This is a genomic window from Paenibacillus sp. O199, assembly GCF_001636635.1.
Classification (GTDB): domain Bacteria; phylum Bacillota; class Bacilli; order Paenibacillales; family Paenibacillaceae; genus Paenibacillus; species Paenibacillus marchantiae.
On the sequence record NZ_LGRP01000002.1, the window covers coordinates 84,911 to 96,866 of the forward strand.

12 protein-coding genes are annotated in these 11,956 nt (G+C 47.8%); 11 read left to right on the top strand and 1 reads right to left on the bottom strand.

The window, feature by feature from the left end:
* Positions 1-81: 81 nt before the first annotated feature.
* From A6049_RS03690 to A6049_RS03700, 3 genes are read left to right on the top strand one after another with little or no spacing between them, the layout of a single operon-like run.
* A complete protein-coding gene (locus A6049_RS03690) occupies positions 82-849 on the top strand; it encodes a DeoR/GlpR family DNA-binding transcription regulator (RefSeq protein ID WP_063563322.1) in 768 nt (255 codons plus the stop codon).
* Between the two features lie 19 nt (positions 850-868).
* The gene (locus A6049_RS03695; protein ID WP_063563323.1) at positions 869-1,327 is read left to right on the top strand and encodes an OsmC family protein; all 459 of its coding nucleotides are present in this window, start codon (positions 869-871) and stop codon (positions 1,325-1,327) included.
* A gap of 58 nt (positions 1,328-1,385) precedes the next feature.
* Positions 1,386-1,976 (top strand): DUF2062 domain-containing protein, encoded by a 591-nt coding sequence (locus A6049_RS03700; protein ID WP_063563324.1) that lies wholly within the window; start codon positions 1,386-1,388, stop codon positions 1,974-1,976.
* On the opposite strand, the gene A6049_RS03705 is transcribed toward A6049_RS03700, so the two are convergent.
* Complete coding sequence (locus tag A6049_RS03705; protein WP_063563325.1) at positions 1,954-2,883, bottom strand: AEC family transporter; 930 nt, start codon at positions 2,881-2,883, stop codon at positions 1,954-1,956. The two genes, A6049_RS03700 and A6049_RS03705, sit on opposite strands and share 23 nt — an antisense overlap.
* Positions 2,884-3,098: 215 nt before the next feature.
* On the opposite strand from A6049_RS03705, the gene A6049_RS03710 reads away from it, so the two are divergent.
* From A6049_RS03710 to A6049_RS03745, 8 genes are all read left to right on the top strand, one after another.
* A complete protein-coding gene (locus tag A6049_RS03710) occupies positions 3,099-4,181 on the top strand; it encodes a lactonase family protein (RefSeq protein WP_063563326.1) in 1,083 nt (360 codons plus the stop codon).
* A 406-nt stretch (positions 4,182-4,587) separates the two neighbouring features.
* A complete protein-coding gene (hxlA, locus tag A6049_RS03715; protein WP_063563327.1) occupies positions 4,588-5,220 on the top strand; it encodes a 3-hexulose-6-phosphate synthase in 633 nt (210 codons plus the stop codon).
* A gap of 5 nt (positions 5,221-5,225) precedes the next feature.
* Positions 5,226-5,789 (top strand): 6-phospho-3-hexuloisomerase, encoded by a 564-nt coding sequence (gene hxlB / locus A6049_RS03720; protein WP_063563328.1) that lies wholly within the window; start codon positions 5,226-5,228, stop codon positions 5,787-5,789.
* A gap of 474 nt (positions 5,790-6,263) precedes the next feature.
* Positions 6,264-6,623 (top strand): winged helix-turn-helix transcriptional regulator, encoded by a 360-nt coding sequence (locus A6049_RS03725; protein ID WP_063563329.1) that lies wholly within the window; start codon positions 6,264-6,266, stop codon positions 6,621-6,623.
* Positions 6,624-7,022: 399 nt separating this feature from the next.
* Positions 7,023-8,825, top strand: a complete 1,803-nt coding sequence (gene pepF / locus A6049_RS03730; RefSeq protein ID WP_063563330.1) for an oligoendopeptidase F — start codon at positions 7,023-7,025, stop codon at positions 8,823-8,825.
* Positions 8,826-8,933: 108 nt separating this feature from the next.
* Positions 8,934-9,449, top strand: a complete 516-nt coding sequence (locus tag A6049_RS03735) for a DUF2500 domain-containing protein (protein WP_240321300.1) — start codon at positions 8,934-8,936, stop codon at positions 9,447-9,449.
* Positions 9,450-9,690: 241 nt separating this feature from the next.
* A complete protein-coding gene (locus A6049_RS03740; protein WP_063563331.1) occupies positions 9,691-11,184 on the top strand; it encodes a rhamnulokinase in 1,494 nt (497 codons plus the stop codon).
* Between the two features lies 1 nt (position 11,185).
* Complete coding sequence (locus tag A6049_RS03745) at positions 11,186-11,947, top strand: DeoR/GlpR family DNA-binding transcription regulator (RefSeq protein WP_063563332.1); 762 nt, start codon at positions 11,186-11,188, stop codon at positions 11,945-11,947.
* The last annotated feature ends 9 nt before the right edge of the window (positions 11,948-11,956 follow it).

An 11,956-nucleotide genomic window follows, 5' to 3' on the forward strand; every position in this document is an offset into this window, starting at 1 on the left:
AATTCTCCTTCCGTGGGCACTGTGGTATGATGGGATGAACAGGATTCATCTTGGATAATCAACGGTTTGGAGTGAATGAAGATGCTCGTGGCTGAACGTTATGAGAAAATTGTGGAATGGGTAGATTCCCAGGGAAGTATGCGCGTAACCGAGCTGAGTGAGCGCTGCGGTGTGACGGAAGAGACGATCCGTCGTGATCTGGACAAGCTGGAGCAGGCGGGAAGGCTCAGACGTTCCCACGGCGGGGCTGTCAGCGTAAAATATAAAGAAGAGGGGCAGTCGGAGATCCCTTATCCGGAGCGGGCTGTAACTCATGCAGAAGAGAAACGCAGAATTGCGGACGAAGCGTTGAAAATGGTAGAGCACGGTGACCGGATAGCGCTGGATGCCAGTACAACTGCGTGGTATATGGCGGCTGGACTGCCGAACATACCACTCACCGTGTTGACCAACTCCATTAAGGTCGCAGCGGAGCTGAGTAACAAGGAACAGATCCGTGTAATCGCGACAGGCGGGCAGCTTGCTTCGAAGTCCCTATCGTTTGTAGGGCCGCTAGCTGAACGGTCGCTTGATGCGTATCATGTGGATAAAGTTTTCTTATCCTGCAAAGGTGTACATTTGACCAAGGGCATCAGTGAGTCGAATGAATTGCAGGCGCTGGTGAAGCAGAAGATGATCAGCATAGCTGATGAAGTTATATTGCTGGCGGATTCGAGCAAGTTTGGCGTGCAGGCTTTTACAAGAGTGGCTGAACTCAGCAGTGTGGCAAAAGTAATAACTGATCTGGGCTTAGATGAGGAGCAGGTTAACGCACTGAATGAACAATCTATAGCATGTGTCCGTGTCTAATTAGAAAGGAATGAATATAATGAAACATCCTTTTCACCTGAAAGCTACTTGGAATGGTGGACGTAATAGTGAAGGGCATATTGATGCAGGCGGGTTAAAAACAGTCATTTCGATTCCACAGGAGATGGGTGGTCCGGGTACCGGTACCAATCCGGATGAAATGCTGCTGGGTGCAGCGTCCACCTGTTATTTGATTACACTGGCAGCAATGCTGGAGCGATCGGATATTACACCAGATGAACTGACACTGGAGTCTGAAGCGACGGTGGATGTTACCAATAACGTATTTACGTACGAACGGATCACACACAGACCTCGCATTGTGCTCAAAGCGGATGCATCTGATGCTGATGTAACGAAGGCGGAGCGCTTGGCACATAAAGCAGAAGATTCCTGCATGATCTCCAGAGCGGTAGCAGGTAACGTCGCCATTGAGACACAGCCAGTGATTATAACAGCAGGCGTTAACGCGGTGTGATATACTGAAGAGTAGGCGGCTTGAGCCGTCATTTGTGTAAGATAAGGGGAAGTTCGGTATGAACCTACAGAAAAGCAAAAACTCACGTTTTGCGCGTTTAACACGTGCTTTGAAGCTTAATTTTCTCAAATTGTTACGTGCTCCCGGCGGGGCACATAAAGTATCTACCGGATTTGCTTTGGGTTTTGGTCTGGAATTGATCGTCATTTCCACAGCATCACTGGTATATCTCGTGTTCTATCCGATTGTACGTTTGTCCGGTGGTTCACTGCCAGCGGCTATTGTGGGCAATGTGGTCGGCAAGCTAACTTTCCTGCCTATCATATTGATGCCGCTTGCCAAGCAAATTGGTTCCTGGATATTGCCGGCGCACAGCATGGGGCAGGGACTTGTTCATGAGAGTGCCTTTATGGAGCTGTTTCGCGGCAACTGGTCCGCGCTAAGTGAACTATTGCGGGGTGGCCTGGATATTCTGGCAGGTATGTCCGTCTTTGGAGTCATCCTGGGTGTGATTTCTTACTTTGTCGTCAAGTTCTTCTATGTCAGAGCACTCAAACGTCGCTTTGAACGTCGGTTGGAGAAACGCAAGCAGGCAGCGATGTCTCCAACTTCAGCTTCCGTGCTGATCAGGAAGACATCACAATCATGATCGGCAGAATGACCATGGACGCAGCAGTTGTCCACAGAATACAGCGGGACACAAACTGCGGAGACGCATTGAATTGCTCGGCCAAAATTACGGCGTTCACTGCGGTCGGCATGGACGCTAGGATCAGCAGCACACTGAATAACGTTCCTTCAATCTGAAGTGCAGTCAGGATTAGATATGAGAGTACTGGAGCTGCAGCAAGCCGTACTATAAGTCCAGTCCAGAACGCTTTGCGGACGTTGGGTTTCCAAGGTTCGACGGAACCACGCGCTCTGAGCATCTGTGCACCGAGAATGGCCAGTACGACAGGGGAGTAACCGGCTGCGAGCATGGAGATGCCTCCATCCAGTGCCACTGGCAAGCTCAGATTGGATGCACGCAGGATGATGGCTATCGAAGCAGCATAGATGGAAGGCATACGGAAGACGGACAGAATCGCATTTTTGACCGTGAATTCAGATCTGGCGGCAAAAAAGATACCTACTGTGTTTACAATGATCATCTGTCCGATGACATATACCGAAGCCTTATCCAATCCAAGCTGTCCAAAGGCAAGCAACACAAGCGGGAGCCCATAATTCACGCAGTTCGTAAACGTGGAGACAAGGGTAAGTCCCGCTTTTTCGCTTGCCCCAAGATGGAATATTCGGCTCAGCAGTTCAGCAAGTGCCCACAGGGCGATCAGATTGATGATGGAGAACCAGAATGTGCCGGTTACGTCTGTCCATGTAATATCAGCATGTAGCAGTGTATCAAAGATAAGCGCAGGGCTCAAAATATAGAGGGAAAAGGTCGACAGCGGCCGAGTATCCCAATTTTTGAACCGTTTTAACAATATGCCTCCGATCACGGGAAGCGATATGGGCAGAAATACATGATATAACGTGAGCAGAAATGAATTAAACAATCGAAATTCAGTCCTTTCTGGATGAAAAACCTATTTTATCATAGCAGAAGTTGACCTTTGTCGGAATGGATATTGGTATTGTCTTACGTCATGAGCGATGTGAATGCCACTTCTTTGATGGGATGCGCAGGGGCGGTGGATTGCTATTTTGATATGGCAGATTTATTATAGAAGAGGTGCAACCAGATTACATACACATAGAGGAGGAAACTGTAATGAGTGAATCAAAACGCTTGCTCGTATTGGTCGGCTCTTATGCCGAAGCGGAAAATGAGGGCATTTACGCATATGAATTGAATGAGGATACAGGTAACCTCTCCAAGCTTGACGGCATCGCGGGCGTGAAAAATCCAACGTTTGTAAACGTGGATGCTGAAGGTAATAAACTGTATGCGATCGGTGAGACGGCGTCTGCCGAAGGTAATAAAATGTCTGAAGCTGTAGCTCTGAGCATTGATCCTTCAACAGGAAAATTGTCATTGCTGAATCGTCATGACTCCATTTCGGCTCCACCATGTCATATCCAACGTGATCCTTCCGGACGTTACTTGATCCTTTCCAGCTACCACGGTGGTCTGGTGGGTCTGCAAGCCCTGACGGATAACGGTGAAGTTGGCGTGCTTCTGGATGAAAAGAAACATGAAGGCAAAGGTGCGCATCCTGAACGTCAGGACAAGCCGCATGTGCATTCTGCATTCTTCAGCCCGGATGGAAAATACATGATGGTACAGGATCTGGGTGCGGACAAAATCGCAATCTACTCCATTGATGCAGGCAAGAATGAACTCGTACTGCACAGTGAAACCAAAACACATCCGGGTGCAGGACCTCGTCACTTGGCATTTCATCCGAACGGTCAATTCGCCTATGTTATTAACGAAGTGGATTCTTCCATTACGACTTTCCGTTATGATGCAGCAGCAGGCACGTTGACAGAGGTTTCCACCGTGTCCACATTGCCTGACGGCTATGACGGCAGTGAAAACACAACAGCTGAAATCGCCGTATCAAACGATGGTCGTTTCGTATACGGTTCGAACCGCGGGCATGACAGCATCGTGGTATTTGCAGTAGACGCTGAAACAGGACATTTGAAACTGGTTGAGCATGTATCTGCTGAGGGTGAACACCCACGTCACTTTGCTTTGACTCCGAATGGCAAACTGCTGATCGCAGCTAACCGCGATACCAACAATATCGTTTCCTTTACAGTGGATCAGGAGAGCGGGCGTCTGAAATACACAGGCCACAGCACAGGTGTAACCAAGCCGGTATGCGTGAAACCTGTTTATCTGTAAATCCAAGATTTGAATGATTAACCGAGAGGTTTAAATACGTTTTCAGGATCAATTTGTATAATCTTGTTGACTTGATACTTTGGAAAGACCCTGTCCTTGTGGCGGGGTCTTTTTTGATGAGAAGAAGAGCACATGAATTCGCAGATAACCACATATGTGGATTGTGAACGATAACTTATTTTCAAATTTAAGTTCATATAACAATGTAATTTAATCAATAGTATCGTGCAAGTAACTACCTGACTTCAAAGTGCGTACTTCCTTAACGGATAGTCGGGTTCTACAATGAATGAGTAGCCATGACAAACATTGCATGCATCTGAACTGGCTGAACGGTGCAGGCTAAATATTTTAACATCCTTTACAGGATATACTCATACTCGAACAACAAAAGGAGAAATGAATCGTGAAATTGCAATTGGCATTGGACTTGGTAAACATCCCTGAAGGTATTGCACTTGTTAAAGAAGTTGAACAATATATCGATATCGTTGAGATTGGTACGCCAATCGTTATTAATGAAGGTTTGCACGCGGTAAAAGCGATGAAAGAAGCATTCCCTAATCTGCAAGTTCTTGCAGACCTTAAAATTATGGACGCTGGTGGTTATGAAATCATGAAAGCAGCTGAAGCTGGTGCGGATCTGATCACTGTGCTTGGGGCAACCAATGATAGTACGATCAAAGGTGCAGTAGCAGAAGCGAAGAAACAAAACAAACAAGTTCTTGTGGACATGATCAACGTGCCTAATCTTGAACAGCGTGCTCGAGAAGTTGATTCGCTTGGCGTAGATTACATCTGTGTACACACAGGTTATGACCTGCAAGCTGAAGGACAAAGCCCGTTCGAAGATCTGCAAACGATCAAACAAGCCGTGAAAAATGCAAAAACAGCTGTAGCTGGTGGCATCAAGCTGGAAACATTGCCTGAAGTGATCAAAGCACAACCGGATCTGGTGATTGTGGGTGGCGGTATCACTGGACAAGCAGACAAAGCTAAAGTTGCAGCTGAGATGCAACGTTTGGTTCAACAAGGGTAAGACAGATGAGCAGCCGACAATACGCAGTGGACATCTTGAAGGAGCTGGAACGTACGCTAAGCCAGATCGACGACTCGGAGATGCAGGCCATGGCGGAACATATTCTGGCTGCCGAACAGGTTTTTGTGGCAGGCGCAGGCCGATCCGGTCTGATGGGAAAGGCTTTTGCGATGAGATTGATGCAGATGGGTCTGCGGGTATATGTAGTTGGGGAGACCGTTACGCCAGGGATCTCTCCGAAAGACTTCCTCTTGTTATGCTCAGGCTCAGGGGAGACAGGCAGTCTGGCAGCGATGGCTCAGAAGGCCAGTAAAGCAGGTGCTCCTGTGGGTCTGATCACAATTAAACCAGAGTCCACCATTGGACAGCTGTCCGATACCGTGGTTCGTCTTACTGCCTCTGCCAAAGAGGATACGGCGACCGCCGGAACCGAAGTGACCATTCAGCCGATGGGCTCTCTGTTTGAACAGGGGCTGCTAATGAGCATGGATGCACTGGTGCTCACCATGATGGAAATGAAGAGTATGACTGGAGCAGACATGTTTGGGCGTCATGCCAACCTGGAATAGACCATATGTCATAAACTTGATGAAGTAGAATATATAAGTTGAACTAAACATTTACACAACAACGTAGAGGACAGAAATAAGCTGGAGAAGCGGAGCGTTCGCCTTTATGACCAGATTTTCACTTTTGATAAAGAGGATGAAAAAATCTGGGCATAACAGCGATCGGAAGATTGTTCTGTCATCGGAGTGGCTAGTGTAAATATTCATTAGTTCAACTTATAGATGGAAGACCGGAATACCCTTAAACAAGAGGGAGTTCCGGTCTTTTCTGCTATCGTTGTTTGTGGTCTGATTCGGGGTTTGCTTAACATCAGAGTCTTGCTGTAGTAGAATGTATACAAGCTGTATCGAACCAATGAACCCGTTATATGATACAAGGGAGCGGCAAGTTCTCCTGTTGCGGAGTGTTCTTGTGATATGCGAAATGCATTTTAGCGATATAATATTGAGTGGAAGAAAAGGGGGCTCGGAGCCATGGCAACCGAAGTCAAGGAACGCATCAACTTGAAAGAGATCAACTGTGAGAAAGAATTGACCCTTGCTGTTATTGGCGGCAAATGGAAACTGATTATTTTATGGCATCTGGGTCTTGAAGGCACCAAACGTTTCAGTGAATTGAAGCGATTGATTCCTCATATTACCCAAAAGATGCTGACCAACCAGTTGCGTGAGCTGGAGGAAGACAAGCTAATTGAGCGCAAGGTGTATGCAGAAGTACCTCCTCGTGTGGAATATACGATGACGGATCACGGACAGAGCCTGATGCCCGTGCTGCATGCGATGTATAACTGGGGTAAAAACTATGGTGAAAATGTAATTTGGAAATCAGAATAAGTTATAGTCAGACGAACCGCCGGGTAAATGGACACTTCCATTACCTGGCGGTTTTTCTTTCCCTCTAATTCACTGACAGTTTTAAAAAAGTTTTCTTGAAACGTAGAAGGCAGAAATAGCCTGAAGAAGCGAAGCGTTAGCCTAAAAGCTTCTGAAAGAAAGCTGCATCGGAAGCATATGCTTATCCCCGGATTTCCCCTTTAGAAAAGGGATCAAAAAATCTGGGGATAACAGCGATCGGAAGGTTATTCTTCCGTCGGAGTGGTAAGTGTGAATATTTTTTAGTCCAATCTATAATCCCTTGAACCAAAAGGCTCATTTTAGGATATGTAAGGCATAAATGCTCCGAATATGATACGATGAGAGATATTGGAAATGCAAGGAGGAGGACATTTAACGATGGAAAAAATACGTACACGCGATGAAGTAAACCAAGAGACTACCTGGGACTTGCGAGACTTGTTTGGGACAGACGCAGAGTGGGAGCAGGAGCTTAGATCACTGCCTGAAGCTGCTGCCCATATCGAAACATTTAAAGGACATCTGGGCGAAGGCGCTGAGCAGCTGCTGGCCTGTCTGGATGCCCGCGAAGCTTTGCAGGAACGCATTAGCAAAACAGCTTCATATGCCCGGCTGAAACAGTCGGAGGACAGTACCAATCCCGTGAATATTGAGAATTCAGCCAAGGCGGGAGACATCTTATCGAATTTGTCGTCGTCCTTGTCTTTTGTGAATTCCGAGATCGTGGATCTTCCGGATGGAACGGTTAAACGTTATATTGAAGAACTTCCGGGTTTGCAGCCGTATGCCCGCAGTTTGGATCGTCTAATTCAGGAAAAGGCACATCGTCTTTCGCCCGAAACGGAGAAGGTACTCGCTTCCCTCGGGGAAGTGCTGGACTCGCCATACCGGATCTATCTGCGTGGTAAATTAGCAGACATGACGTTTGACGATGCACTTGATGGCGATGACAATAACCGCCCGCTGTCCTGGTCATTCTATGAGAATAATTATGAAATGTCATCGGATACAAAGCTGCGCCGCTCTGCGTATGCTGCATTCAGCTCCAAGCTGAATGATTACAAAAATACGTTTGCTGAAGGTTACGCAACCGAAGTGAAGAAACAGGTCGTCATGTCCAGGCTGCGTGGATATGATGATGTTACAGATATGCTGCTCAGCCCGCAGCAGGTAAGCAAAGAGATGTATAACAATGTACTGGACATCATCCAGCAGGAACTCGCACCTCACATGCGCAGACTGGCAGCTCTCAAGAAACGTGAGTTAGGTCTGGACAAGCTGATGTTCTGTGATCTGAAAGCACCACTGGACCCTGAATTCAGCCCTGCCATTACATATGAGGAAGCCTGCACGCTCATTCGTGAAGCTCTTGCCGTGATGGGACCGGAATATGGCGACATTGTGGAGCGTGCATTTAGTGAGCGCTGGGTAGATTACGCAGATAATGCGGGCAAATCGACAGGAGCTTTTTGTTCGTCCATATATGGTTCTCATTCCTATATCCTGATCTCATGGGCAAACAATATGCGCGGAGCATTTACACTTGCCCATGAAGTGGGACATGCTGGACATTTCATGCTTGCCGGGCATTACCAACGTCTTACGAATACACGACCGTCCCTCTATTTCATAGAGGCGCCTTCGACAATGAATGAAATGCTGCTGGCAGATCATTTGTTGAAACGTTCTGATAATCCGAGAATGCGTCGTTGGGTCATTTTGCAATTGCTCAATACGTATTACCATAACTTTGTTACGCATCTGCTTGAAGGTGAATTGCAGCGTCAGGTGTACGCACTTGCAACTAAGGATGAACCTATCACAGCGAAGACGTTAAGTCAGCTGAAAGGCAACATTCTCTCCGAGTTCTGGGGGCCTGATCTGGTGATTGATGAAGGGGCGAAATTGACCTGGATGAGACAGCCTCATTATTATATGGGATTGTATCCATATACCTATGCAGCAGGTCTGACGGCATCTACCGCTGCTGCACAGCTGATTCGGGAAGAGGGGCAGCCTGCCGTGGATCGCTGGCTTGATGCATTGAAAGCGGGAGGAAGCCTTGATCCGCAAGAGCTGATGAAGCTTGCGGGTGTGGACATGTCTGGACCTGGGCCGATTCGTGCTGCTGTTGCCTATGTTGGCAGTCTGGTCGATGAACTTGAACGTCTGTATTCGTAATCAGGTTCATATAGTATACGGACAAGGCTTGTAGGGTTGTCTGCGTGCACCGTCTCCTTGGCAGGGGGCGGTGCATCTTAATTTGCAGGGAGAAGGGAACGATGATGAATGACGTCATTGAGCATATCTTCATCACTGGGCTGGTTAAGCATGGATGGCTTCGGTATTTTTGATGACATGAATGATGTTCCGGGATTTGAGGGCAATCAGAGTGGTTTTTTTGCTGGATTCAATGAGTTTGGAGCAATGAGTGCGTTTGGATCCATTTTTATCGGTGGCGTTTTTCTCATCATTGCTGGTGTCATTGTTTATGCCATTATTTCAGGGGTACGCACATGGTCATCGAATAATGCATCAGCTCTGTTAACCTTGCATTCAACGATTGTGGCAAAGCGAACTAGAGTTAGCGGGGGAACAGGGGACAGCAGGGCTTCCACTTACTATTACATTACATTTGAGCTCGACAACGGTGAACGGGTAGAACTGAACGTAGGTGGGAGTGACTACGGTATGCTTGTGGAACATGACCGAGGCATGCTGACATATCAGGGGACCAGGTTTAAGCATTTTGAAAGAGATGTGCAGCCCCAGTCCGGTGTTAGTAAAAACAGCTTTTATACGTAAAATAACAGGAAGGCGGCTCCTCCCGAGTGGAGAGAGTCGTTTTTGGTATGGGTAAAAGAAACCAATCACAGGGTATTCAAACGCTTACAATGATGATATACTCGTAAAATAAAGCAAAACAGTATAAAACAAAAATAAACAAACAACAAAATAAAGAATAAAGTGCAGAGCAGCTATGATTAAAATCAAGAAATATTCAAGAGCGAAAATATAGTATGGGATGAAGGGCTGGTGAAGAGCGGTGAGTGTGCTGGCGTATGATTTGGGTGCTGGAAGCGGGAGAGCACTGCTGGGTCATCTGAATGATCGGGGAATGGAAACGATGGAGATCCATCGGTTCAAGAATGAACCGGTAAAAGCGGGGGAGCGGCTGCACTGGGATATATTGAGGCTGCACCATGAATTGCTGGAAGGGCTGAACCTTGTTAAACAAAAGGGAGAGCAGCCTGAAAGTCTGGGGATTGATTCCTGGGCGGTTGATTTTGGACTACTTGGGAGTCATGGTGAATTGTTGGGCAATCCATATCATTACCGTGATGCACAATTTAACGGCATGATGGATCAGGTGCGTAAGGAATTGACCTCTCAGCGAATTTTCGAACGCACAGGCATCCAGTTTCTTAGCTTTAACACACTGTACCAGTTGGCTACGCTTAAGCGGAAAGGCTCCCCACTGCTTAACGAAGCGGAGCGTTTCCTCATGATCCCCGATCTGCTTCGTTACTTTCTGACCGGTGAAGCGGTGAATGAGTTTACCAACGCCACCACAACACAGCTATACAATCCAACCATAGGGCATTGGGACAGTGAACTGCTTGCACATATCGGTATTTCGGAGACACTGTTCGGAGAAGTAGTCATGCCAGGTACTCGAGTGGGGCAGCTGCGCAGCAGCATTTGCAGTGATCTTGGCTTATCTGCCATTCCGGTTATTGCGGTTGCAGAGCATGACACAGGTTCGGCGGTTGTGGCTATTCCGGCAACAGAGCGTTCATTTGCTTACCTAAGCTGCGGAACCTGGTCACTTATGGGCACGGAGATTAATCAGCCCGCCATCAGTTCCGAGAGTCTGGCGCTCAACTTTACGAATGAGGGCGGGGCAGGCGGTACGTTCCGTTTGCTCAAGAACATCATGGGCTTGTGGATTTTGCAGGAATGCATGCGTGAATGGGAACGGAAGGGACAGGGAATTAGCTATGCGGAGTTACTGAGCAGGGCGGAACTTGCTCCTCCATTTGCGAGTCTGTTTGATCCCGATGATGAGCGGTTTATGCCAGCAGGGGATATGACCTCTCGCATACAACAATATTGCCGTGATACAGGGCAGGCTGAGCCGCAAGACCAGGGGGCCATTGCCCGTACTATTCTGGAGAGTCTCGCACTGAAGTATCGGAGGGTGCTGGAATGGACAGAACAACTGTCCAGACAGTCTTTTAATGGATTGCATATGGTCGGTGGGGGCATTCAGAATCGCCTGTTATGTCAGTGGACAGCCAATTCCATTGGCAAACCGGTATGGGCGGGGCCAGCAGAAGGTAGTGCGATCGGGAACATGGCTGTACAGTGGATGGCAAGCGGAGCCTTTAAGGATATATGGGAAGCCCGCAAGGTCATTCGCGATTCATTCCCAGTTACTGATTATGAACCAAAGGACAGACCCATCTGGGAAGAGGCCTACGGCAGATTCCTAAGGTTGACGGCTTCGCCCAAATCACAAGCCGGGAGCGAGGTGTAACATGCTGGCAGCAGAGCGCTATGACCGGATTGTGGAGATGGTTAATGTTAAGGGCAGCATGCGTGTATCCGAGCTTAGTGAGCACTGCCGGGTAACAGAAGAGACCATTCGGCGTGATCTCGACCGGCTGGAGCAAGCAGGGCGACTGCGCCGTTCCCATGGTGGCGCTGTCAGCGTGAAGGAAGAGCAGCCGGAGATCCCTTACCGGGTAAGGGAAACAACACATGCAGAGGAAAAGAAAAGAATTGCCCAATCGGCTCTATCCATGATTCGTCCGGGTGACCGAATTCTACTGGATGCCAGCACGACAGCAGGGTATATGGCGGCCAATATGCCGGATATGCCATTGACTGTATTAACCAATTCCATACAGGTAGCCACTGAACTGAGCAGCAGGGAAAAGATTGAAGTCATCTCGACTGGAGGCCAGCTGGCCCAACGATCTCTGTCTTTTGTTGGACCGCTCGCGGAACGTTCTCTGGAGACATATCATGTCGATAAATTGTTTCTGTCTTGTAAAGGTGTGCATCTGGAAGGCGGAGGAATCAGTGAATCCAATGAGCTTCAGGCACGGTTGAAGCAGAAAATGGTCGGCATATCCGACCAGGTCATTTTGCTTGCAGATACGAGCAAGTTTGGGGTTCGTGCATTTGCCCGGGTAACCGGGTTAAATGCGGTTCATGCGGTGATCACGGATCAGTCGCTTGGTGATGATTTGATAGAACGACTGAACAGCTATGATATCTCAATCACAAGGGTATAAAACAATACG

Coding starts and splice junctions, on each gene's coding strand:
- A6049_RS03690 (WP_063563322.1), top strand. CDS start 82: ATGCTCGTGGCTGAACGTTATGAGAAAATTGTGGAATGGGTAGATTCC.
- A6049_RS03695 (WP_063563323.1), top strand. CDS start 869: ATGAAACATCCTTTTCACCTGAAAGCTACTTGGAATGGTGGACGTAAT.
- A6049_RS03700 (WP_063563324.1), top strand. CDS start 1,386: ATGAACCTACAGAAAAGCAAAAACTCACGTTTTGCGCGTTTAACACGT.
- A6049_RS03710 (WP_063563326.1), top strand. CDS start 3,099: ATGAGTGAATCAAAACGCTTGCTCGTATTGGTCGGCTCTTATGCCGAA.
- hxlB (WP_063563328.1), top strand. CDS start 5,226: ATGAGCAGCCGACAATACGCAGTGGACATCTTGAAGGAGCTGGAACGT.
- A6049_RS03725 (WP_063563329.1), top strand. CDS start 6,264: ATGGCAACCGAAGTCAAGGAACGCATCAACTTGAAAGAGATCAACTGT.
- pepF (WP_063563330.1), top strand. CDS start 7,023: ATGGAAAAAATACGTACACGCGATGAAGTAAACCAAGAGACTACCTGG.
- A6049_RS03735 (WP_240321300.1), top strand. CDS start 8,934: ATGACGTCATTGAGCATATCTTCATCACTGGGCTGGTTAAGCATGGAT.
- A6049_RS03745 (WP_063563332.1), top strand. CDS start 11,186: ATGCTGGCAGCAGAGCGCTATGACCGGATTGTGGAGATGGTTAATGTT.